Origin of the sequence: Nocardia arseniciresistens (assembly GCF_046764875.1) — a bacterium.
GTDB lineage: Bacteria > Actinomycetota > Actinomycetes > Mycobacteriales > Mycobacteriaceae > Nocardia > Nocardia arseniciresistens.
In genome coordinates, this window is the sequence record NZ_JBKORD010000013.1 from 1 (window position 1) to 23,609 (window position 23,609).

The 23,609-nt window shown below is 67.8% G+C and carries 20 protein-coding genes; 11 read left to right on the forward strand and 9 right to left on the reverse strand.

Annotation, left to right across the window (positions count from 1 at the left end; genetic code table 11):
- Together ACLMAJ_RS23440 and ACLMAJ_RS23445 are read left to right on the forward strand one after the other, a co-directional pair.
- Positions 1–242: hypothetical protein (locus ACLMAJ_RS23440; RefSeq protein WP_412015965.1), on the forward strand; the 242-nt coding region annotated here is incomplete at its 5' end.
- 103 nt (positions 243–345) lie between these two features.
- On the forward strand, positions 346–564 hold the full coding sequence (locus tag ACLMAJ_RS23445; RefSeq protein WP_412015966.1) for a hypothetical protein: 219 nt from the start codon (positions 346–348) through the stop codon (positions 562–564).
- 81 nt (positions 565–645) lie between these two features.
- Here ACLMAJ_RS23445 and ACLMAJ_RS23450 read toward each other — a convergent pair whose 3' ends face one another.
- From ACLMAJ_RS23450 to ACLMAJ_RS23465, 4 genes are all read right to left on the reverse strand, one after another.
- Entirely contained in the window at positions 646–2,727 is a 2,082-nt protein-coding gene (locus ACLMAJ_RS23450; RefSeq protein ID WP_412015967.1) for an NTP transferase domain-containing protein, read from the reverse strand.
- Positions 2,728–2,810: 83 nt separating this feature from the next.
- Complete coding sequence (locus tag ACLMAJ_RS23455; protein ID WP_412015968.1) at positions 2,811–3,560, reverse strand: VOC family protein; 750 nt, start codon at positions 3,558–3,560, stop codon at positions 2,811–2,813.
- Between the two features lie 51 nt (positions 3,561–3,611).
- Positions 3,612–3,923, reverse strand: a complete 312-nt coding sequence (locus tag ACLMAJ_RS23460) for an MGMT family protein (protein ID WP_412016190.1) — start codon at positions 3,921–3,923, stop codon at positions 3,612–3,614.
- A gap of 5 nt (positions 3,924–3,928) precedes the next feature.
- A complete protein-coding gene (locus tag ACLMAJ_RS23465) occupies positions 3,929–4,714 on the reverse strand; it encodes an alpha/beta hydrolase (protein ID WP_412015969.1) in 786 nt (261 codons plus the stop codon).
- Positions 4,715–4,799: 85 nt separating this feature from the next.
- On the opposite strand from ACLMAJ_RS23465, the gene ACLMAJ_RS23470 reads away from it, so the two are divergent.
- Positions 4,800–8,402: an ATP-dependent helicase gene (locus tag ACLMAJ_RS23470; RefSeq protein WP_412015970.1), complete on the forward strand. Its 3,603-nt coding sequence runs from the start codon at positions 4,800–4,802 to the stop codon at positions 8,400–8,402.
- Positions 8,403–8,472: 70 nt separating this feature from the next.
- Entirely contained in the window at positions 8,473–12,462 is a 3,990-nt protein-coding gene (locus tag ACLMAJ_RS23475) for an ATP-dependent helicase (protein ID WP_412015971.1), read from the forward strand.
- Here ACLMAJ_RS23475 and ACLMAJ_RS23480 read toward each other — a convergent pair.
- Entirely contained in the window at positions 12,419–12,829 is a 411-nt protein-coding gene (locus ACLMAJ_RS23480) for a DoxX family protein (RefSeq protein ID WP_412015972.1), read from the reverse strand. The genes ACLMAJ_RS23475 and ACLMAJ_RS23480 overlap by 44 nt on opposite strands.
- Positions 12,830–12,967: 138 nt before the next feature.
- Here ACLMAJ_RS23480 and ACLMAJ_RS23485 point away from each other — a divergent pair, with 138 nt between their 5' ends.
- Positions 12,968–14,020: a potassium channel family protein gene (locus tag ACLMAJ_RS23485; RefSeq protein WP_412016191.1), complete on the forward strand. Its 1,053-nt coding sequence runs from the start codon at positions 12,968–12,970 to the stop codon at positions 14,018–14,020.
- 61 nt (positions 14,021–14,081) lie between these two features.
- Positions 14,082–14,981 (forward strand): NAD(+) diphosphatase, encoded by a 900-nt coding sequence (gene nudC, locus ACLMAJ_RS23490; RefSeq protein WP_412015973.1) that lies wholly within the window; start codon positions 14,082–14,084, stop codon positions 14,979–14,981.
- A gap of 63 nt (positions 14,982–15,044) precedes the next feature.
- Here nudC and ACLMAJ_RS23495 read toward each other — a convergent pair whose 3' ends face one another.
- Positions 15,045–15,275, reverse strand: a complete 231-nt coding sequence (locus tag ACLMAJ_RS23495; protein WP_412016192.1) for a mycoredoxin — start codon at positions 15,273–15,275, stop codon at positions 15,045–15,047.
- 115 nt (positions 15,276–15,390) lie between these two features.
- Between ACLMAJ_RS23495 and ACLMAJ_RS23500 the strand changes: the two genes are divergently transcribed.
- The 5 genes from ACLMAJ_RS23500 to ACLMAJ_RS23520 all read left to right on the forward strand — a co-directional run bounded on the left by ACLMAJ_RS23500 (position 15,391) and on the right by ACLMAJ_RS23520 (position 19,619).
- Entirely contained in the window at positions 15,391–15,864 is a 474-nt protein-coding gene (locus ACLMAJ_RS23500) for an EVE domain-containing protein (protein ID WP_412015974.1), read from the forward strand.
- On the forward strand, positions 15,861–16,331 hold the full coding sequence (locus tag ACLMAJ_RS23505; RefSeq protein WP_412015975.1) for a MarR family winged helix-turn-helix transcriptional regulator: 471 nt from the start codon (positions 15,861–15,863) through the stop codon (positions 16,329–16,331). Before ACLMAJ_RS23500 ends, ACLMAJ_RS23505 begins: the two co-directional genes overlap by 4 nt.
- A 214-nt stretch (positions 16,332–16,545) precedes the next feature.
- On the forward strand, positions 16,546–18,699 hold the full coding sequence (locus ACLMAJ_RS23510; protein ID WP_412016193.1) for an ATP-dependent DNA helicase UvrD2: 2,154 nt from the start codon (positions 16,546–16,548) through the stop codon (positions 18,697–18,699).
- 123 nt (positions 18,700–18,822) lie between these two features.
- Complete coding sequence (locus ACLMAJ_RS23515; RefSeq protein WP_412015976.1) at positions 18,823–19,155, forward strand: hypothetical protein; 333 nt, start codon at positions 18,823–18,825, stop codon at positions 19,153–19,155.
- Positions 19,156–19,295: 140 nt separating this feature from the next.
- Positions 19,296–19,619, forward strand: a complete 324-nt coding sequence (locus ACLMAJ_RS23520) for a WhiB family transcriptional regulator (RefSeq protein WP_412015977.1) — start codon at positions 19,296–19,298, stop codon at positions 19,617–19,619.
- Positions 19,620–19,775: 156 nt separating this feature from the next.
- Here ACLMAJ_RS23520 and ACLMAJ_RS23525 read toward each other — a convergent pair whose 3' ends face one another.
- The 3 genes from ACLMAJ_RS23525 to ACLMAJ_RS23535 form a co-directional block, all read right to left on the reverse strand.
- Positions 19,776–21,128, reverse strand: a complete 1,353-nt coding sequence (locus ACLMAJ_RS23525) for an ABC1 kinase family protein (RefSeq protein ID WP_412015978.1) — start codon at positions 21,126–21,128, stop codon at positions 19,776–19,778.
- Positions 21,129–21,202: 74 nt separating this feature from the next.
- On the reverse strand, positions 21,203–22,066 hold the full coding sequence (locus ACLMAJ_RS23530; protein ID WP_412015979.1) for a hypothetical protein: 864 nt from the start codon (positions 22,064–22,066) through the stop codon (positions 21,203–21,205).
- Positions 22,067–22,154: 88 nt separating this feature from the next.
- A complete protein-coding gene (locus tag ACLMAJ_RS23535; RefSeq protein ID WP_412015980.1) occupies positions 22,155–23,579 on the reverse strand; it encodes a zinc-dependent metalloprotease in 1,425 nt (474 codons plus the stop codon).
- Positions 23,580–23,609: the final 30 nt, after the last annotated feature.

Genomic DNA, 23,609 nt, shown 5'->3' on the forward strand with positions numbered 1-23,609 from the left:
GCCGCGTGAAGGTCTACGAGGCGATCGTCAAGGGCGAGAACATTCCGGAGCCGGGCATCCCGGAGTCGTTCAAGGTGCTCCTCAAGGAACTCCAGTCACTGTGCCTCAACGTCGAGGTGCTCTCCGCGGGTTCCGCCATCGAATTGCGCGACGGCGACGATGAACTCGATCGCACTGCCGTCAACCTCGGAATCACGCTCTCCCGCAACGAGTCAGCATCGGTCAAAGACCTCCCGAACTGATCCGCGTTCAGCGGCAGTCTGAATTCATCCAGAAAGAAAGAAACAGATCGCCGGTTCCTGTGCACAGGAACCGGCGATCTGTATCAAAGAGCTAGGATCAGCTTTGTCCGGGGCGTCGCTCGCCGTGTCGTTCGCCCTGGCGTTGCTGCTGTTCGGGGGTCATATTCTGGCCCTCTCGGTTGCCGCCTGCTCGCTGATTGCCCTGCTCCTGGCGCTGCTGTTGCTGCTGCCGGGGCATCTGCTTGGGCATTTTCTTAGGCGTCTTCTTGGACTTTTCAGCCATCTCCACTCGGTCCTTTCCGGGGGATTGATGTTCGCCTAACAAGCACACATTAGCGAGCATGCGTCATTTACGGAAGAGGATTGGCAATTTTCCAGCAAATGGGCGGAAACGCGGCCGGGTTCAGGCCCGTAAGGGCAGGAATTCGACTCGGTCGCCGTCCATGGCTTCGGCGGGGACGATGACCAAGCCGTCACGGTCGATGAGCCCGCCGAGATGGGCGGTACGGATATCGGCGTCGCCGAGCCAGCCGCCGTTGTCGGCGCTGCGGGCGGGTACCACACGGGGAACCGGGCCCGCGATCTCGGAGGCATTGTGCAGAGGCCCGGTCAGTGCGCGCTGCGGCATGGCGCCGGTGCGGCCGTCGACGAGGGCGGGGGCCAGCGACATGAGGGTGGCGACCGCGGCGAAGGGGTTGCCGGGCAGGCCGAGGACAGCGGTGCCGTTCGGGAGTTCCGCGACGACAGTGGACCCGCCGGGGCGCAGGCGTAGCCGGTGCACGAGGATCCTCGCGTCCGCGCGGGTCAACGCGCTGCGCAGTTGGTCGGCCGCACCGCCACCGGTGGCGCCGACGATGACAAGGAGGTCGCAATCGGTCGCGGCGGTGAGGACTTCATCGAAACCGTTGGGAGTGTCGCGCAGATGGACGCGGGCGATGGTGTGTATTCCGTACCAGGACAGCATGTCCGGCAGCACCGGGCCGATGGAGTCGCGGGTCTGACCGGCGTGCAAGGGGCCCCTGCTTCGGATTTCGTCGCCGGTCATGATGATGCGCGCGCGAACCGGGCCGCGGACCAGCGCCTCGGTCGCTTCCACACTGGCGGCGGCGGAGATCAGTGTCAGGCCGACGCGGGTGCCTTCGGGTGCCACCAGGTCGCCGCGCTTGCGGTCCTCGCCGCTGCGGCGGATGTCGTCGCGCAGTGGGGTGCCGGGAAGTCGGTGCAGGGTTTTGTCCGCTTCGACCCTGGCGAACTCGTCGCGCACCACGTGGGTGGTGCCGTCGGGCACGTGCGCGCCGGTGGCGATACGCACGGCCTCGCCGGTCAGTAGCCCGACCGGGCGTTGCCCTCCCGCGAAGCCGATATCGCGCCGTAAGCGCCATGGGCCTTCACCGGCGACCGCGTATCCGTCCATCGCCGACACATCGAAGCGTGGCAGTGGCCCGATGGCCGATAGCGGCGCGGCGAGCGCGGCTCCGCGTACCGAATGTAGGTCGGCCCGGTATGCGGTCAGTCGAGAGATGCGGGTGCGCAGCATGTTTCGCGCTTCGTCGAGGGTTGCCGGAGAGCGATAGCGGGCCGACTCGGGGGCGGGTTGCCCTGTGCCCAGCGGCAACTCGGTCGCCGATGCCGCTGATGGGGCCGATGCTGATGTGGCTGACGCTGGTCCACCCGATGCTGGTTCACCCGATGCTGATGTGGCTGACGCCGATGGGGCCGAGGCCGGTGGGACGGACGCGGGTGGGACGGACGCCGGTGGGGCCGACGCCGGTGGGACGGACGCGGGTGGGACGGACGCCGGTGGGACCGACGCAGATCCGCCTGATGCCGATCCGCCCGATGTCGAAGACCCCGCGGACCCCGAGGGCGAGTTCGGCTGTTGCCCAACCTCTGACACCGCGCCATCGTCCACGGTCCGCGCCGCCGCGCGTGCGCGCCGCACCTGCTCGTCGGTGTCGCAATCGGCAATCCCCGGCATCGTGACGGTCACCGTGTCGGTCGGAACCAGCGCCTTCATCGGTTGATTGACCGGCGAATCCAACTTCTTCAGTGCCGCGGCCAACGCGGACCGCCGCCACACCCCGGTCAGATACTGTGGCCGCCCCGACTCATCGGCGGCGAATACCGCGTCGGCACCGGATTCGGTCGCATGCCTGATCAATTCGACTATCACCGCGTCGGTCAGGAACGGCATATCCGCGGCGAGTACGACCACGAGTGGCGACACGGCGGCACCCAGCGCGCACAGGCCCGCATCGACCGCCGCCACCGGACCCGACCCCGGCGGGACTTCCCGAACCTGCCGGATCTCCGAATCCAACTCCGGTCGATGCGGCCCGACGACGACAGTGCGTACACAACCCGCGACAGCGGCCAGTGCCGATTCGAGCATGGATCGTCCGCCGATGACGATGGCGGGTTTGTCGACGCCGCCCATACGGCTGGCGCGTCCGCCCGCGAGGATGATCGCGTCGGCGGCCGTCACAAGCCGGTACCTGGAGCGAGGAACAACATGGCCGACATGCTAATTCGTCGGTGGCGCACATCCGCTCAAGCGGGCGCGGTCGATCAGACGGTCGAGTAGTACGAGGCCGGTCGGAGCAGGCAGAACTCGTTGGTCTCCGGATCGGCGAGCACCTGCCCCGGCGCGCCTCCGACGCTGCTGGACCTCACCTGGGTCGCGCCCGCGGCACGCAGGCGCGCCACCTCGCCGGCCTGGTCGTCGGTGGGGAAGGAGGCCAGATCCAGGTGTAGTCGGTTGCGCCCGTACTTCACATCGGGGGTGCGCACGAACTCGAGCCAGGAGCCAAGGCCCGTCGCCGACCGTAGGCCCGCGACCTGCGCGCCGACGTGCTCGACCGGCCAGCCGGACGCGACGGACCAGAACTCGGCAAGCCGCAGCGGGTCGTGCGTGTCGATGACGATGGCCGCGACCGAGCCGGTGTCCACGTACTCCTCCCTCGGCTCCAGCACACAGAACTCGTTGCCCTCGGGATCGGCGAGCACCGTCCACGGCACTGCCCCCTGGCCGATGTCGATGCGCCGCGCACCGAGCGCGAGCGCCCGATCGACCTGCACTCGCTGGTGGTCGATGGAGCGACTGGCGAGGTCGAGGTGGATACGGTTCTTCCCGTTCTTCGCGCGCGCCGCAGTCAGGAACGTCAGGGCCAATTCGAGGCCATCGGGGTCGGGTGCCGCCACGTCGACTTCGTCCGCGCGGTCGACGGTCACCCCCCAGCCGAGTAACTCGGCCCAAAAGTCCGCGACGAACCGCGGGCGGTCGGCATCGAACACGACACACGCCAAGCGGGTGGACATGACTTCAACGGTAACCGTCGAACGTGGGTGGTGTGAGGGGATTGCGCGGCACTACCCGTTCGGAGTGTCGGGGAAGGGAAAACGCGCGCCGCGCATATCGACTCGCCCGTCACGGATGGCAACGCCCTCCGCCGCGAGCAGCCGCAGCTGCCGGTCGGCCATGTGCGCCGCGGGCCTGCCGCCCGCTCCGATCACCCTATGCCACGGCAGATCGGCGGAGTCGGTGCGCATGATCCAGCCGACCGTGCGCGGCGTGGAAAGACCGGCCGCCTCGGCGATATCACCGTAGGTGGCCACCCGGCCGACCGGGATCGTCGCGACCAGTGCGCGGACTTGCTCGACCTGAGCATCCGAGGTGGCCATCGCGGTCACAACACCGATCGGATCAGCGCCGCGGTCTCGGCGGGACGGATCTGGGCGACCATGTGATCACAGTGCCACTCGAGCAGTGTCAGATTGGCACCGAGGCGCTCGATCAGGGCGGTACGGAACTCTGGTGTCACGAACGACGGCACGACCTTCGTGGCCTGCACCAGCACGGTCGGCAGGTCACTCGGCGGCAGCACCCAGTCGCGGGCGAGCTGACCCCAGTACGAGTTGATCGCGGGCTGGCTGATCCGCCAGCCGACGCGGCCGTCGGTGGTCGGCACCAGGTGCTCGGCGAGTTCCGCCTCGAGCACGCGCGGATCCACCTCACCCCAGCCGGTGGCCACCTTGTCCTGGCGCGCCTGCTCGACATCGTCGTAGTCGGGCGAGGCCAGGCTGGACAGCGCGACATCGAGGAGGAGTTCCGGTTCCAGCGCGATGGCCGAGTCGAGCAACACCAATTTCCGCACCAGGTGCGGATGTCGCTCGATGAGATGCAGCGCACACGCACCGCCGAACGAGTGCGCGACTACTACAACGGGTTCGTCGGTTTCCGCGGCGAGCACCTCGACAAGATCCTCGACGATGGTCTCGAACGTCCACGGCGGCAGCGCGGTCGAGCGGCCGTGTCCGCGCAGGTCGGGAGCGATCATTCGGACATCGGGCAGGTGGTCTTCCGCCAGCGGCTCCCAGCGTTTGCCGTGGCCGGTGACGCCGTGCAGGGCCAGCACGACCGGCCCGTTCGCCGGTCCGAATCGGTACACATGAAGAGGGGACACGTGGTCCATTTTGGACTGTGCCGAAACCCGTCGCAGCGCGAGTCGACCCGGAGTGGCGCGAGGCGTGTCGGACGCGTCTGTTGCAATAGCCCGCGTGGTGCGATCGGATAGCGCGGTGCGACTTGTTCGCCGAAACGTGGCGGCACCCCGGCCTCGGGTCTGGGGTGCCGATGTCCGCGCGCTGTTCGACGCCCAAGCCGCGATCGGTCCGATTCGCCCTGGCTGGCGGCCATGGCAGGTGCTCGGCGGGCCGGGCACGGGCAAGACGACCCTGCTCATCGATCTGGCCGCCGAGCGGATCTCCTCGGGAGTCGATCCGGAATCGGTGCTGGTGCTGACCCATTCGAAGCAGGCGGCGAGCGTGCTGCGCGATGCCATCACCGCCAGGATGACCGGGCAGCAACCTGAGGCCGAACCCGGCGTGCCCGGCGCGACGCGCGAGCCGCTGGTGCGCACGCTGCACTCCTATGCCTTCTCGGTGTTGCGCAGACACGCCACCGCGCACGGCAACCCGCCACCGCGTTTGCTGACCGGTGCCGAGCAGGATGCCGTGCTGCGCGAGATGTTGCGGGGCGACCTGATCGATATCGCGGAGGGCGCGCGCGGATTGTGGCCCGAACGGCTGCAACCGGCGCTGAGCCTCGGCGGGTTCGCCGAGCAGTTGCGTGATCTGATGTTGCGGGCCACCGAGCGCGGGCTCGGGCCGGAGGATCTGGTCCGCATCGGCCGCGAACAGGACCGCCCGGAGTGGGTGGCCGCGGGCAAGTTCGCGGTGCGCTACGAACAGGCGATGCTGCTGCGCTGGTCGGTGGGAGTGGAGGCGCCCGAGGCGACCGCGCCCGCACTGGATGCCGCCGAACTCGTCGGTGCCGCACTCGACGCCTTGGCCGGTGACCCGAATCTGCTTGCCGCGGAACGATCCCGGATCCGATACCTGCTGGTCGACGATGCCCAGCACTTGGATCCGCAGGCCGCGTTGCTGATTCGGGTGATCGGCAACGCCGCGCAGACCGCGGTGGTCGCGGGCGACCCGGACCAGGGCATCTTCACCTTCCGTGGCGCCGATACCCGATTCGTCGCCGATCTCGACGCAGCGGACGGGCAGCGAATCATCCTGCGGGACAACCACCGATCGGGCCGTCAGGTCGAGCTGGCGGTCGCCAGGGTCGCGGCCAAGTTGCCAGGCAGTGCGCCGCAACGCTTTTCGCTGCCCAAGCGCGCGGTAGCACCGGAGCACGACGGTAGCGAGTTGCGCGTGCGGGTGCTCGCCACCCCGGCCAAGGAAGCCGCGCTGATCGCCGACTATTTGCGCCGCGCTCATCTCACCGCGGGAGTACCGTGGTCGCGCATGGCGGTGATCGTGCGTTCGGTGCCGCTGTCGCTGGCGCCGTTGCGCCGCGCGCTGCTCGCGGCCGGGGTTCCGGTGCAGCAGCCCGCGCAGGCCGCACCGTTGGCCAGGCGGCGTGGCGCGGCCTGGATGCTGCTCGCGTTGCGCGCGGTACTGGCGAGTGAGCGGACCCGACGAGACGTGCCGCCTACGACCGAGCCGATGTTCTCCGACGAGGACGCGCTCGATCTGGTCGGTGGGCCGCTCGGCGGGGCCGACCAGATCAGTCTGCGCAGGCTGCGGCGCGGTATTCGACGCAGCGTGCTGGAGTCCCAACGCAACGGTCCGAAGTCCGTTCCGGGTGATCCCGAAAGGGCGGCCGACGATGCCGACAGCCTGATCGATCGGTCCTCGGCGGAGGTGTTGTGCGACCTGCTGACCGGTATCGCCGACCGCGACACCATGGCGCGGCTGACCGACGTGGAGGCGGCGCCGCTGCGGCGAGTGCTCGACGCGTTGGACCGGGCGCGCACCGCCCGGCGTAAAGGCGCGGGGCTCGAGGATGTGATGTGGGCGCTGTGGACCGGGTCGCGATTGGAGCGGCGCTGGGTTGCGCAGTCCGAACGCGGTGGCGCGGTGGGGATGCAGGCCGATCGGGATCTCGACGCCGTTGTCGGGCTCTTCGACGCTGCCGCAGCGTACGTCGACAGGTTGCCGCGTGCCAGTGTCGAGGGATTCGTCGAATACCTTCTCCAGCAGGAAATTCCGCACGATACGACCGCGCTGACCGCGCCGGGAGAGGCGGTCGCCCTTGTCAGTGCGCACGCGGCGGCGGGCCGGGAATGGGATGTGGTCGCGGTTGCCGCTGTGCAGGAAGGCATCTGGCCCAATCCGCGCCCGCGCGGCACCCTGCTCGGCAACGAGGACCTCGTCGACCTCACCGCCGGCATCGTCGACGCCGGGGAACGCGTGAGCCGCGCGGCGCCGATCCTGGCCGAGGAACGCAGGCTACTTTTGGTGGCATGCAGCAGGGCTCGGCAATCGCTGCTGGTCACCGCGGTGGAATCGGTGTCGGGAGACCGTGATCTGGTACCGTCCCGATTCCTCGCCGAACTGCTCGGACACGACGATGACGGTGAACCGGGCGCACTACCGGTCGCCGACCCCGGCCGCGCCCTTGTGATGCATTCCCTGGTCGCCGAAATGCGTAGCGTTGTCTGCGATGCCGAGGCCGACCCCGAACGCAGGCACCGCGCCGCCCACCAGCTGGCCAGGCTCGCGAGTGCGGGTATTCGCGGTACCCACCCCGAAGACTGGTATGGCACAGCCGATCTCAGCTCATCGCGGTCACTGTGGGATGAGGAAGACGCCGCCGTCGCGCTGTCACCGTCCACGGTGGAACTACTGAGCACCTGCCCGCTGCGCTGGGCATTGGAACGCCACGGCGGCACCGACGGCGACAACCCGCACGCGGTCAAAGGCAACCTGGTGCACACACTGGTCCAAGCGCTCGCGGGACAGGTACCGGAGGCGCAGGTACGCGCGGCCCTCGACAAGGCATGGCAGGCCATCGATCCCGGCACCGGCTGGCATTCCCGCCAGGAGTTGCGCCGCACCGAGGCAATGCTGGAAACATTCATGGCCTGGGTCCGCAACACCCGAGGCGAACTCACCCAAGCCGGCGTCGAGGTCCCCGTCGACTGCGTACTGCCCGCACGCGCGGAAGATGAACGCCCCGTAAGAATTCGAGGCCGAGTCGACCGCCTGGAACGCGACGCCCTCGGCCGCTTCGTGATCGTGGACGTAAAAACCGGCAAGTCCCCCGTCACCAAACAAGCCGCCGCCGACCACGCCCAACTCGCGACCTATCAGGTCGCTGCGGCGATGGGCGCGCTCGATGCGACGATGGGCATATCGGAAAGCGGCACAACCGAGCCGGAGCACGACGAGGCCGAATCCAGGTGGACCGCAAGAGAATCCAGCCGTTCCACCCTCGAATCCAGGCGTACGACCACCGAATCCTGGGACTTGCCCGACGATCCCGAACTCGGCGTCGACACGGACGAATCCGGCGGCGCGGCAGCCGACCCCGCCTCGGCAGTCGCCGGAGCAAGCGGGCCGATGGGGGAGCCGGGCGGGGCTCGACTGGTGTATGTCGCCAAACCGAGCAGCAAAGAGGGCGCGACCCAGCGAATGCAATTGCCGCTGGACGCCGAGGCACTCGATAAGTGGCGTGGCACGATTCACGACGCCGCGGCCGCGACCCAGGGGCCGAGCTATCTCGCGATGCGCAACGATGGTTGTCGGCACTGCTCGGTCGCGGGCAGCTGCCCGGTCCAGGACACCGGGAGGCAGGTGACCGACGAGTGAGAGAGCATCGAGCGAGCCTTGGTCGAAGGGGCCTGCCGGTGTCGCGACGACGAGTGTCGGCCGAGGCGCTGTGGTGAGTCGGGTTACGCCGTATCGGCTGGCCGAAGCGTTGGGGCTGCCGCCGCCTACCGATGAGCAGGCTGCTGTTATCGCGGCCGCGCCGGGGCCGACGCTGGTGGTCGCTGGGGCCGGGGCGGGTAAGACCGAGACGATGGCTGCTCGGGTGGTGTGGATGGTGGCCAATCGGCTGGTGCTGCCCGATGAGGTGCTCGGGCTGACCTTTACTCGAAAAGCCGCTCAGCAGTTGACCTCTCGCATTCGCACCCGGTTGGCGCGGCTCGCGGGTTCGCCGCTGTTGCGGGAGCTCGATGTGGGCGGTGAGTTGCGTGCGCAATTGGCGGGCGCGGAGCCGGAGATCAGCACCTATCACTCGTACGCGGGCAGGCTGCTCACCGAACACGGTCTATTGCTTCCGGTGGAACCCTCGGCGACGCTGCTCACCCAGACCCAGTTGTGGCAGCTCGCGCACCAGGTGGTGCGCAATTGGGACGGCGACCTGGACACCGAGCGAACCCCGGTTTCGGTGACCGAGGCGGTGCTCGCGCTGTCCGGACAACTCGCGGAACACCTGGTGGAACCCGAGCAGCTCGCCGAGGCGCACACCGAACTGGAAAAGCTCGTGTTCACGCTGCCCGCAGGCCAACGCCAGCGCGGCGGGCCGAGCCAAACGCTGCTGAATATCGTTCAGGTGCAACGCGAACGCGTCGCACTCCTGCCGCTCGTCCAGCAACTGGCCGAGGCGTTGCGCCGCCGAGGCGCCCTCGACTTCGGCGCCCAAATGTCACTGGCCGCCCGCCTCGCCGCCGAACACCCCGAGGTCGCAACCGCCGAACGAGCCCGTTTCCGCCTGGTCCTGCTCGACGAGTACCAGGACACCGGCCACGCCCAACGAGTCCTACTGTCCGCCCTGTTCGGCGGCACGCCCCCCACCAGCCGGCACCACCCGGCCCGAACCTCGACCACAGCCGAGCGCCCTACCCCCACCGACCCACCACACCGCGCCCAATCCTCCGACTTCGAGCCGCCACCGGCTTTCGAGTCGCCACCGGACTTTGAACCTCCACCGGACTTTGAACCTCCACCGGACTTCGAGCCGCCACCAGACTTCGAGCCGCCATCAGGTTTCGATCCGCAACCGGATTTCGACTTGTCGCAGCACCCGAGCCACCCGCAGGGCTCAGATGCAGACTCGCGCTCTCGGCCGGGCCGGGCCGCGCGGTCCGACTCGGGAGTCCGCTCGAACTCGCGAGGAGAGTCGGACTCGGGCGGGCACTCGGACACGGGTACCCGGTCGAGCCGAGGTCCGGGATCGGACTCGGGCGCTGCTCACCTGCCGCCGCCCGGCACATCCGAGAATGCGGACCGGGCATCGTATTCCGTGGGCGAGGTCGGCCCGGTCGGGCAGCGGTTGGCGGTTACGGCGGTGGGGGATCCGATGCAGTCGATCTATGGCTGGCGGGGGGCTTCTGCGGCGAATCTGCCCCGGTTCGCGACCGACTTTCCTGTGGCCCATGGTGTTCCCGCGCCGACACTGCCGTTGCTGACGAGCTGGCGGAATCCGCCGGAGGCGCTCGCTTTGGCCAATTTGGTGGCAGAACCGTTGCGGCGTAGCGCGATTGATGCCGGTGGGGTGACTGTCGATGCGTTGCGCGCGAAACCCGATGCGGCGTCGGGTGTTGTGGCATTGGCATTGGCCGACACTGTTGCCGACGAACGGGAATGGGTGGCGATTCGGATTGCCGCGGAGTGGGCGTTGCGGCGTGCCGCCGATGAACCGCCGCCCACGTCTGCGGTGCTTGTGCGCCGCAACGCCGATGCCGCCCCGCTCGCGGAAGCTCTGCGCGAGCAGGGACTGCCGGTGGAGATCGTCGGTCTCGGTGGATTGCTCGCGACGCCGGAGGTCGCCGATATCGTCGCCACGTTGCGGCTGATCGCCGAGCCGGGTGCGGGGAGCGCGGCGATGCGGGTGCTCACCGGTGCGCGCTGGCGGATCGGGGTCGCGGATATCGCGGCGCTCGCGCGGCGGGCCCGTGACCTGTCGATCAGTCGTTTCACCGCGGGCGATGCGAACGAAATCACCGATACGACCACCCTCGCCGCCGCGCTGCGCGAGGTGGCGCCGGAACCGTCCGAGCAGGCGGGCTTGGCCGACGCGATCGCCGATCCCGGCCCGCGGGAACAGTATTCGGAGTCGGGGTTCACCCGGATCGTCGCGCTCGGGCGGGAACTCGCGGCACTGCGGGAACGCAGCGGGCAGCCGCTCGCGGAACTGGTCGCCGACGTCGAGCGCACCATCGGTGTCGGTGTGGAGACCCAGGCGCGGCGGGCGATGGCGGGCGCGGGGGCCGGGCGTGAGCATCTCGACGCGTTCGCCGAGGTGGTCGCCGGGTACTCCAGTGATTCGGGAGTGGCGCTGAGCGGATTGCTCGCCTTCCTCGCCGCGGCCGAATCGGTGGAGAACGGTTTGGAGCCGGGGGAGATCGAGGTGGCGCGCGATCGTGTGCAGGTGTTGACCGTGCACGCCGCGAAGGGGCTGGAATGGGAGATCGTCGCGGTTCCGCATATAGCGCGCGGCGTCTTCCCGTCCGGAGCGGCCTCGGGCAGCTGGCTCGGCGCACTCGCCGAGCTGCCGACCACCCTGCGTGGCGATCGCCAGCAGGACGACGCGGGCGAAGGCGTCCCCGTCCTGGACCTGTCCGACCTCTATGACCGCGCCGATCTGGACCGCGCGATCAAGGCGCATAAGGAAGCACTCGACCGGCGTCGCCTCGACGAAGACCGCCGTCTTTTCTACGTTGCGCTCACCAGAACCGAACGCGTGCTTCTCGTTTCGGCGCACCACTGGGCCGAAACCGGCACCACCCCCAAAGGCCCCTCGGATTTTCTGCTCGAACTCAAACACGCCAGCGAGTCCCCGGACAGCCCGGCCAACGGCGTCCTCGACATCGACCGCTGGGACGACCCACCCGCCGTCGACGCCGTCAACCCCTTCACCGACAACCCGGCAACCGCCGAGTGGCCCCGCGACCCACTCGGCAACCGCCGCGACCACATCGAGCGGGGCGCGGCACTGGTCCGCACCGCTCTGGAAGAGCTACTCGCACAACCCAATTCGGCCTCCAACGCAACCACAGTCGATTCCACGCAGCACCCCCCGATCGCGGTGACCGACAACGCTGGGGACGACATAACAGCGATAGTAGGCGTACCCACCGACACACCGGCTCCGCCCGACGCCGACGACCCGAACCCACCCGAAGCGGACGACGACCCCGATGGCTGGGCCGCCGACGTCGATGCTCTGCTCGCCGAACGCGAAGCCGCCCAGGCGATCGCGCAGATCGTGGAGCTGCCCGGTCAGATCGCGGCGACCGCGCTTGTCGAGATGCGTGCCGACCCCTCGAAACTCGCCGCCCGCCTGCGCCGTCCGCTCCCGTTTCCGCCGAACCCCTTGGCGCGCCGGGGTACCGCGTTCCACGCCTGGGTGCAACGGTGGTTCGGCGCGGACCGCCTACTCGGCCTCGACGAATTGCCCGGCGCCGACGATAACGGCGCCGCGGACGCAGGCGTCGACGCGGAACTGACCAGGATGCAGGACGCGTTCCTCAACTCGCCGTGGGCGCACCGCAGCCCGCTCGAGGTGGAGATCCCGTTCGAAACCTCGATCGCGGGCACCGTGATCCGCGGCAGGATGGACGCCGTCTTCGCCGAGCAGGGCGGCGGTTGGACCGTAGTGGATTGGAAGACCGGCGCCGAACCGAGTGCCGCGGAGGAACCCGCTGTCGCCGTGCAGTTGGCCGTGTACCGGCTGGCATGGGCCAGGCTGATGGCGGCCCGCGAGGGCGGCACCGAGCAGGAGATGCTCGAACGCATCGGTGCCGCTTTCCATTACGTACGTTCCGGGCGCACTATCGCGCCCGCCGCGCTGCCCGGCCCTGACGAACTGGCCGAGCTGATCAGGAGCGCCGCGCCCGTCGGCTCACCTTCAGCGACTGAGTGATCAGCGGCAGCTGCAAAGGAAGCCGCAGCACCGAGCCGATCTTGAGCGCCTGCGGTGTCTTCGGGTTGCCGAGCACGTCGGCGGCCATCTGCACATTCGCGGGGAACACGATGATGAACAGCAGCGCGGCGAGCCGGCCGCCGAAGCTGCGGGTGCGAGGCACGGCCAGCGCGGTGGCGATGGTGAGCTCGGCGACTCCGGAGACATAGGTGTAGTCGCGGGCCCGGCCGGGCAACGCACGCGGCACGATCGAATCGAACGGCTTCGGCCATACGAAGTGCAGTACGCCGGAGCCGAACAGCAGCGTCGCGAGCATCAGAGCGGGGCGTCGGCCGGAGTCATGGGGTACGAGCGCGTTTTCTGCCATGCCTCAGCCTTGCATCCGCGCAGGGTCGCGTCGAGGCCGGGCGGTGTCGCGGCAACCGGGTAGGCTCCCGTGCTGTGCCGGAGGGACAAGCCGTGCCGGGGGCAGCGAACTCGGCGAACAATAGGGTTGGTGCGTCCGGTGCTCGGTGATCGACGAAGTCTCGGTGTATCCGATCGACCGGATTTCGCGCTGGTCGGCCTGCTGCGCATTCCGGAAATCCAGACCAGCCCATGGATTTCGCTGTCGCGCCGGGTGGCCTTCGCGATCGGGTTGCTCTTCAGTGCCGCGCTGGTGGTGTATTTCGGCCGCGACGGATACCACGACAACTCCGGTGACGAGCTGTCGTTCCTCGACGCGTTCTATTACGCGACGGTGTCGCTGTCCACCACCGGATACGGCGATATCGCCCCGGTGACGGCCCACGCGCGGCTTGCCAACATCGTCATCATCACCCCGCTGCGAGTTCTCTTCCTCATCGTGCTCGTCGGAACCACCCTCGGAGTGCTGACCGAGCGTTCCCGGCAGGCATTCAAGATCCAGCGTTGGAGGCGTAGCGTGCGTAATCACACTGTGGTCGTCGGATACGGCACAAAGGGTCGCACCGCGATCGATGCCATGATCGGCGACGGCGTCCAACCCGCCGACATCGTCGTGGTCGACACCGACGTCATCGCGCTGGAGGCCGCAGCCAATGCCGGTCTTGTGACGGTGCACGGCTCGGCCACCCAGTCCGATGTGCTCCGGCTGGCAGGCGCGCAGAATGCGGCGGCGGTAGTGGTCGCCACCAACAGGGACGACACCGCGGTTCTGGTGACGCTCACCGCCCGCGAGCTCAATAAGGCGGCCAAGATCGCGGTGGCTATCCGTGAAGCCGAAAACACCCATCTGCTGCGCCAGTCCGGCGCGGATTCGGTGGTGGTGTCCTCGGAGACCGCGGGCAGGCTGCTCGGCATCTCGACCACGACGCCGACCGTTGTCGAAATGATGGAGGACCTGCTGACGCCCGAGCAGGGGTTCGCGGTCGCCGAACGTGAGGTCGAGGCGTCGGAGATCGGTGGCTCGCCACGGCATCTCAGCGACATCGTGCTCGGCGTTGTGCGCGGCGGTCAGCTGATCCGGGTCGGTGAGCCCGAGGTCGACGCCATCGAGGCAGGCGACAAGCTGCTCTTCATTCGTCGCGCTGCCAAGTAGGACCGCTGTCGCGAGCAGGGCTGTCGTCGGACTCGCTCGGGCTCACGGTTACGCTCGAGGCGTGGCATTTCAGCTCAATCGTGTTCCGTTGCTGTCCCGTTCCGTCGTCGATCGCGCCGAAGAGATCAGGGCCGATGCGCAGGCGCTGAAGGAAGGCTGGGCCGCGGCCAAGCTGCTACGGGTGAACCGGCGTGGTCAGGTCAGGTTCGAGGACGGCGCGCTTGTGCTCGACGCGGCGATCGAACTGGCACAGGAGCCGAGCCCGGCAGCGGTATTCCTCGGTGTCGAGGAGGGCATCCACCTGTGGGCGGTGCGTGATCCCGAGCTGACCGGCTCGCTGACCGATTTGCGCGCCATGGCCAGCGGGGTCGACGATTTCACCGCGGGCCTGCTCTCCTGCGCCGCCGCCTTGTTGAATTGGCACGACAAGGCGAGTTTCAACGGGGCCGACGGCTCCCTCACCGTCTCGTCCAAGGGTGGCTGGTCACGGGTCACCGAGTCCGGGTACGAGGAATTCCCGCGGATTGATCCCGCCGTTATCTGCCTGATTCACGATGGTTGCGACCGAGTGCTGCTTGCCCGTCAGCACAGCTGGCCGCAGTCGTTGTTCTCGCTGCTCGCCGGCTTCGTCGAGGCAGGCGAGTCGCTGGAACGATGCGTCGAGCGCGAGATGCTCGAGGAGGTCGGGCTCGATGTCCGCGACATCCACTATCTCGGCAGCCAGCCGTGGCCGTTCCCGCGCTCGCTGATGCTCGGTTTCTCCGCGGTCGCGGATCCTGAACAGCCGCTGGTCTTTTCCGACGGTGAGATCGCCGAGGCGCATTGGTTCACCCGTGCCGAAGTGCGCGAGGCACTGGCCGCCGGGGACTGGTCGGCCAAGACCGAGGACACCCGACTGCTGCTGCCCGGCTCGATCTCCATCGCCCGCACGATCGTCGAATCCTGGGCCGAGTCGGACTGAGCACGCGACTCCGCGCGGGCCGCATTCGGTCCGCGCGGATGTGCTGTTCGGAACTACCGGTAGTTAGACGATTGCGGCCAGTGCCGTCTTGACCGCGACGAGCGACGGGTTGGTCGCGGTGGAACCGTCGGCGAACTTCACCGTCGGCACCACGTGGTTACCGTTGTTGACACTGCCGACGAACTCGGCCGATGCCGGATCTTGCTCGATGTCGATCTCGACATAGGTGATACCGGCTTCGTCCAGCTGGGTCTTCAGCCTGCGGCAATAGCCGCACCAGGTGGTCGAGTACATCGTGAGGTCGGGCGTCGCATCAGTCACGGTCCGTTCAACGTCTTGTGGCCCGTTCCTGTTCCATATCACCGGGCCGGAGGTTGCACCGCATATAGTATGCGCGCATACTAAATCCATGACGAGCAGCGAAACCTCCCGAGCCACAGCGACCAGATACTGGCTCGGCGTCGTATCCAGAGAGCATGTTCTTCGTGGTGTCGAACTCGGCATCGCGCAGGCCAACCATGGCAAGCGGTCCGCGGTCGAGCGGTTGGGTCCCGGTGACGGATTCGTCTACTACTCGCCGCGCGAAGGGATGCGGGCAGGTGCGCCGATCCGTTCGTTCACCGCCATCGGCACCATCGATGATCGGTCGGCATGGCAGGCCGAACCACAGGAGTTTCCCGGCGGCGGTTGTTTCCAGCCGTGGCGCAGGTCGGTGAGCTACCGGGCCGAGGCGAGGGAAGTCCCGATCGAGAGTTTGCGTGACCGGCTCGACCTCACCAGCGCACCGAACTGGGGAATGGTGCTTCGTCGTGGGTTGATAGAACTCAGTGCGCACGATTACGCGTTGATCGCACACGCCATGCTCGATGAGGCAGGCAAATGAGTGCGGACCGATCCGATGACGGCCTGCGAAGTAGATTCACCGAGGCCGACGAAAGTCCGGGCCTATTGCTGTGGCAGGTGACCAACCGCTGGCAGGCGGCCCAGCGGGCGGCATTGGCACCGTTCGACCTCACCCATGTCCAGTTCGTCCTGCTCGCCGCACTGACCTATCTTGCCGCCCGCGACGAACCGGTCATGCAGCGTGACCTCGCCGACCACGCCGCGACCGACCCGATGATGACCTCCCAGGTACTGCGCACCCTGGAACTGAAGGATCTCATCGAACGTCGCGACCATCCGCACGATCGGCGAGCCAAGGCACTGGTGCCGACGGCGGCCGGTGCGGCCCTTGCCAATCGGGCCATCGTCGCGGTCGAGGACTGCGACAGCGAATTCTTCGCACCACTCGCCGACGCGCGCGCGTTCGCCGACGCGCTCGGGCAATTGCGCGATCGCCGTACACGCTGAGCTCAGGACGCGGCGACCTCCGGCCGAGGACCGCTCGACTGCGTCTCGTTCACCACGGCACCGAGATCACGCAGCGCGGCACCGCGGACGCGCGCGCCACGACGACGATCCGATGGCTGTCCTGCCTGTCGACGTCGCAGGCCGGGCGGCCTTCCTGCGGCTTGTCGCACTCGCCTCGCCGTCGGCAGGCGTGGTCTTGTCGGTCGGCGCTGTCATGATGGAGCCCGTGCCAGCACTCGACCTCGCCGCCCTCGACCAGGAGCAGGCCGCCGCCGTGCGCGCGCCGAGAGGGCCCGTGTGCGTGCTCGCGGGCGCGGGCACCGGCAAGACAAGGACCATCACCCACCGGATCGCGCACCTGGTCTCGGCGGGGCATGTGAAGGCCGACCAGGTGCTCGCGGTGACGTTCACCGCCCGCGCGGCGGGGGAGATGCGCGGCCGACTGCGTGAACTCGGGCTCGGCGGCGAGGCGAATCAGGTGCAAGCGCGAACTTTCCATGCCGCCGCGCTGCGCCAGCTGAAGTACTTCTGGCCACAGGTCGTGGGGGAGGTGCCGTGGCAGCTGATCGACCGCAAGTTCCCGATCGTGGCGCAGGCCGCGACCAAGGCGGGGCTTTCCTCGGCCACCGAAAGCGTCCGCGACTTGCTCAGCGAGATCGAATGGTCGAAGGCCTCGCTGATCGCTCCCGAGGACTATCCGGCGGCCGTGGCCAAACATCGGCGTGAGCCGCCGTACGACCCGGCGCGGGTGGCGGAGGTCTACCTCGCCTACGAGTCGCTCAAGACCTCGGCGGACGGGCTGCTGCTCGACTTCGACGATCTGCTGCTGCACACCGCCGCCGCGCTGGAGGGCTATCCGTCGGTGGCCGACGAATTCCGTAGTCGCTACCGGAGTTTCGTCGTCGACGAATACCAGGACGTCACCCCGCTGCAACAGCGGGTGCTCGACGCCTGGCTCGGCGATCGCGACGATCTGACCGTGGTCGGCGACGCGAACCAGACGATCTACTCCTTCACCGGGGCCACTCCCGGCTATCTGCTCGACTTTTCCCGTCGCTTCCCGGAGGCGACGGTGATCAGGCTGGAGCGCGACTATCGGTCGACCCCGCAGGTGGTGTCGCTGGCCAACCGGGTGATCGGCGCGGCGCGCGGCCGTATCGCGGGTACCAGGCTGCAGCTGATCGGTCAGCGGCCCGACGGACCCGAACCGGTGTTCGCCGAGTACGACGATGCCCCTGCCGAGGCCACAGCGGTGGCGCGGTTCATCAAACGGCGGATCGAAGCAGGTATGCCCGCCTCGGAGATCGCGGTGCTCTATCGGATCAACGCGCAGTCCGAAGCCTATGAACAGGCGCTGACCGAACTCGGCATCCCCTATCAGCTGCGCGGTGGCGAGGGTTTCTTCGCCCGCGCCGAGGTCAGGCAGGCCGTGCAGGCGCTGCGCACGGCTTCGGCCCGCGACGACCTACCCGAGCAGGCCCGCAGCGGACCCGCACTGGTCACCCTGGTCAAGGCGGTGCTCGGCCCGCTCGGCCTCACCGCCACCGAACCGGCGGGCGCGCAGGCACGGGAACGCTGGTCGTCGCTGGTCGCGCTGATGCGCCTGACTGAGGAACTCGTCGGTCACGCCGAGGAGCTCGACCTGCCAGGTCTGCTACAGGAACTGCGCGCCCGTGCGGAGGCCAGGCACCCACCGACCGTGCAAGGCGTGACGCTGGCGTCGTTGCATGCCGCGAAGGGCCTCGAATGGGATGCGGTTTTCCTCGTCGGCCTCGCCGATGGCACGTTGCCGATCGCGCACGCGCTCGGCGACAACGGCTCGGTCTCCGATGAGGCGGCGCTGGAAGAGGAACGCCGCCTGCTCTACGTCGGTGTGACGAGGGCCCGCGAATACCTGCAACTGTCCTGGGCGCTCTCGCGCGGCGAGGGCAGCAGGCGAACGCGCCGCCGCTCCAGGTTCCTCAATGGCCTTGTCCCCGACGATTCGCCCGCCTCACGGATCGCCGCGCCGGTCTCCGGCGCCACCTCGACCGGTATTCGCCCGTCTTGCCGGGTCTGTGCCAAACCTTTGATCGGCACCTACGCCACCATGCTCGGTCGCTGTCGGCGCTGCCCATCGGAATTGGACGCCGAGCTACTGGCTGCGCTTCAGGCGTGGCGCGAGGAGAAAGCGCTGGCACTGGAGGTCCGCGAGTTCGTGGTGTTCACCGACACCACACTCACCGCGATCGCCGAGCAACTGCCCGGTGACGACAGTGCGCTTGCCGCGATCCCCGGCATCGGGTCGAAGAAGCTCGATCAGTACGGCGCGGACGTCCTCGCGATAGTGGCATCCCGGTTGCGGTCAAGCCCACAAAACCGCAGGTAGAAAATAGGTTGTCGGTTCTGCCGACATTGCATATGGTGGGAATCACGCACCGGGAGGTCATCCCGGTGCGCGGAGTCCAGTGACAAATACAGTTCAGTAACACGAGTTAGGAGGGAGGCAGAAATGAACGAAACCATGAACTACAACGCGAACGACGTTGCGGTGAGTGCACCCGTCATGTCGGCCTCCCGGGGGATCCTCGCTTTGCAGGGGATCGGTCTGTCCAGCGTCGGCGTGTTCGAGGAGCGTGCGCAATTCGCGCACATGCATTCCCCGATTTGCACCCCCACGCAGGACAAGCCCAGCGCGGGTTGGCACCCGGTAGCCGCGAAAGCAGCCACCGGCGCCGACGCATTCGAGGACGGTTATGCACCGTCCGGTCTGCAGGCAGCACGCCTCCGCAATGCACACCCAGCGACCGTGAACAGGAATCGACAGAGATGTCGACCTAGGTAGGGACACCCCCCAACCTCCTGGCCACGGATCGCCCGAAGCGAAACCGTGGCCAGTATTTTTTTCCCGGCCCTTCAGCCGGACGGCACCGGTTTCGCGGAAAAACGAAACGAACCGCTGCAAACGAGCTGAAGGAGAACGACGTGTTCACCGCAGAGAGCTGGCCGCAGGCCACCGCTGGCGTGACATGCCGAACCGTGGCACTGCCTACCCGCACTCGGGAGGTGACGAAGGTCCTGCCTTGTCGAGCCGGAGATCCCGATCTCTGGTTCGCCGAGAGCCCTGCCCAGTTGGAGCAGGCCAAGACCCTGTGCGAGTCGTGCCCGATCCGTAAAGGCTGCCTCGACGCAGCTGTGGATCGGCGTGAGCCATGGGGTGTTTGGGGCGGTGAGATCTTCGACCAGGGGGTCGTGATCGCCCGCAAGCGCCCGCGTGGACGTCCGCGCAAGGTCGCGATCTCGGCATGACGCCGATGTTCGCGCCCTCCCTCCCTCCGGTCGCTGACGCCTACCCGGTGGATTTACATCGGGTCCGGGCTCACGAACGAGAAAGCACAAGAGCCGCTCACCTCGAGATCAGGTGGGCGGCTCTTTTGCGTTCAACGGTCAATTCATCTTTCAGCGTCAGCTTGCCGAGCGTTCTTCCCGGAAGCCGGGCATCCAGGTCCGCACCAGCTGCATGAACGGCAGCTCCGCATCGAGCTGGGCGAGGATACCGACCGAGCCGCCGAGCACGCGAAAGATCATCAGGTATTCGGCGGGCAGTTGCAGTGCACGTGCGGTCTTCATCTCCGGACTGCCGATATCGGACGCCTTGCCCGCCACCCGCTGCATCCACTTGCGGGTGAAGTGGAACGAATCCGTCTGGAGCGGGTCGGTGAACGGCCGCAGATAGTCGGCGATCTCCTTATCGGTGATGGTGCGACCGGGAATCACCCAGCCGTTGTCGTACATCAGCGTCGTCAGCTCGTCGTAGCGTTCCTCGACCTCCAGCGTCAGCATGCGCCCGAGCACCTCGGGGAAGCCGTTGGGCATGGGTGCGCAGGCACCGAAGTCGATGACGGCCAGTTTGCCGTCGGGCAGCATCATGAAGTTGCCGGGGTGCGGGTCAGCGTGCAGCAGGCCGACGGTTTCGGGTGAGGAGAAATGGAACTTGCCCATCAAGGCCGCGACGCGATTGCGCACTGCCCTGGTGCCGTCGGGATCCTCGGCGCCCTGCTTGATGATCGCCGACACCGCGATGCCGTCGAGCCATTCGGTGACGATCACCTTCGGCGCGCTGGCCACGACCTTGGGCACCACGATCTCCGGATGCCCGTCGAACGCCTTCGCGAACGCTCGCTGGTTGGTTGCCTCGTTGCGGTAGTCCAGTTCCTCTTCGGTCCGCTCGGTGATCTCGGCGAGCAGCGGTTTCACATCCGCGCCGGGAATCACCGAGGCGAACAGGCCCGTCATCCGCGACAGTGTCTTGAGATCCGCCCGTAGGGCCTCGTCGGCACCGGGATACTGCACCTTCACCGCGACGACGCGGCCATCGGACCAGACCGCCTTGTGCACCTGACCGATGCTCGCCGACGCGGCCGGGCTGTCGTCGAAAGTCTGGAACCGCTGCCGCCACTGGGTGCCGAGCTGCTGGTCGAGCACCCGATGCACGGTCTCGGCAGGCATCGGTGGCGCGGCGGCCTGCAGCTTGGTCAGCGCATCGCGATAGTGCTCGCCGAACTCCTCCGGAACTGCCGCCTCCATCACACTCAGCGCCTGTCCGAACTTCATCGCGCCGCCCTTGAGCTCGCCGAGCACGGTGAACAGTTGTTCGGCGGCCTTCTGGTTCAACTGGGCGTTGATCTCGGACTTGTCGCCACCTGCCAGCTTCTTACCGAACCCGACAGCGGCGCGGCCCGCGATCCCCAGTGGAATCTTGGCTAACTTGGCGTTGCGGGATGAGCGACGGCGCACAATCTCAGACACGTTACCCATCATGGCGGACAGACCCGTCAGTTTGCCATCGCAATGTGATGTCTTTCCTTGGCAGAGTGTAAGAATCGCCAGGATCATGCGTTCGAACTACCGGAAATCACCCGGCAGCCGCACGCGGCGTGTGCAGCCCAGTAGCGTTGTTCGACCAGATGCGACTCGTGATCCAATTCGAGGGTGGCGTTCAGGGTGGCCGGTGTTCGGTCCGCCGAGCACGCCCGGATCGACTCGATTTCGTTCAACGCCAAGCCGGCGGTTGCCGCGATAGCTGCTGGTGCGGCGTGCCCGACGCGGTCGAGCAGTTGCGCGGCCAGGTGTGGCCAGTCCGCGTCGTAGTCGGTGCGGGTGAGGTCCAGGCAGCGCAGGCAGCTGGTCGCGCCGGGCAGCACGAACGGCCCGATCAGGCCTTTGCCGTCGCGGATGCGGACCTGAAGATGCGGAATCCGGTGCAGCACAAGATCGTTGGCGAGGCGCGGATCGATCACCAGCGAGTCGGTGAGCACCACGAGGTCGGCCCGCCAACCGGTCACCGAGGCGTCGGGATCGTAATCGCGTGAGCGGCTCGGTCGCAGTCCGATGCCGCGCAAGCCCGCCGAGACCGCGTCGGCGAGCGGTCCGAGTCCGTGTACGCGCACCGCACGGACCGGACCGGTGTCGTCGGGGTGCATGAGCAGGCCCGCATTGTCGATCTCGGTCAGCAGCGCGAGCGCCCGCTCCGGTGTGATGCCGCGTTCACCCGCTCGCCAGATGAGTTGCGGTCTGGTCTGGTGGCCGTCGAGCAGGCGCAGGAAGGCGAGCACGGTATCGGCATCCAACTCGGCCGGATGTAGCAGCAGCGCGCCCTCCGGGTCCCAGCCGAGCTGGACCACACCGGAAGGACGCACCAGAATCGTCACCCGGGGATGCAACATGGGGCCGTGCGGGCGGATCGTTATCGTCATGGCCAGCAGTATGCGGACTGGCAAATGCCACAAACACCGCGAATCCTGCGGTTATCCACAGGGATTCGCGGTGACTAACAGGACAGTCTCAGGACTTGTCGCTGTCCTTGCCGAGGTCGGGACCGTCGGAATCGGGCTCGCCGGATGCGGCCCGCTTGCGCTCGGCCTCGTCGCGCTCACGGGCTTCGGTCGCAGCGAGCTGGGCGAGTGGATCGTCGAACGCGTTGGTGCCGCCGCCGATCACCGAGTCGATGAAGCCCGCGGGAGAGTCGAGGTCATCGGAGTCGGGCAGCAGATCCGGGTGCGCCCAGAGGCCGTCCCTCGCCTCCATACCCGCGTCGGCGGTCAACCGCCGCCACAGTGCCCCGGCCTCGCGCAGCTTGCGTGGCCGCAGCTCCAGGCCGACCAGGGTCGCGAAGGTCTGTTCGGCGGGGCCACCGGTGCCCCTGCGCCTGCGCAGCGTCTCCGCGAGTGCACCGGCACCCGGCAGGCGATCACCCACCGCCTCGATGACGACGACCTCGACCCAGCCTTCGATCAACGCGAGCAGCGTCTCCAGCCGTTCGAGGGCCTGCTTCTGTTCCGGGGTGTTCTGCGGCTCGAAGGTGCCCTGCGACAGGATCTCCTCGAGCTTCGACGGATCGCTCAGCGCCATCGGGTCGATGCCTTGGGCGGCCTCTTCGAGCGCGGAGAAGTCCATCTTGATGCCGCGCGCGTAGTCCTCGACCGCGCCGAGCACCTGCTGGCGCAGCCAAGGGACGTGGCCGAACAGCCGCTGATGGGCCGCCTCGCGGGCAGCGAGGAACACCAAGATTTCGCTCTCCGGCTGCTCCAGCCCCGCGCTGAACTCCGAGATGGCCGCGGGCAGTAGCGCCGCGGTGCCGCTCGGTCCCAGCGGGAGACCGATATCGGTGGAGGTCAGTACCTCCTTGGCCAGCTGCCCGAGGGCTTGGCCGAGCTGCGATCCGAAGGCGAGGCCACCCATCTGGCTGAGCATGCCGACCATCGGGCCCGCGAATTCCCTTGCCTCTTCCGGCAACTGTGCGGTCCACATGCCGGAGATCTGCTCGGCCACCGGATCGCACAGGCGCTTCCACGTCGGCAGCGTCTCCTCGATCCAGTCGTTGGCCGTCCATGCCGCGGTCTTGGTCGCACCGGCGGGCAACGTGGTCGCGCCGTCGAGCCACAGCTCGGCCAGGTGCGCCGCATCGGTCACCGCGCTGGTCGCGCCGGAGGTCAACGGGGTCACGCTCGCCCCGAGCTGCTGGCGGGCCAGCCGCTTGGCGATGTCGTAGTTCACCGGACCGGACGCCGCCGAACCCGGCTGGCCCATGCCGCTGATCATCTGTCCGAGCGAGGACAGCATCTGCCCGAGCTGCGACGGGTCGAAGCCGCCGGCGCCGGGCCCGCCCGAGCCGAACGGATTGTTCGCATCGGGACCGCCCGGCTCCTCGCCGCGCTTGCGCGCGTCGTCGTCATCGCGATTCGAGAATCCGAAGGGGAGGTCGCTCATGCCCCTTACGTTACGCGTGCGGCATAGGGG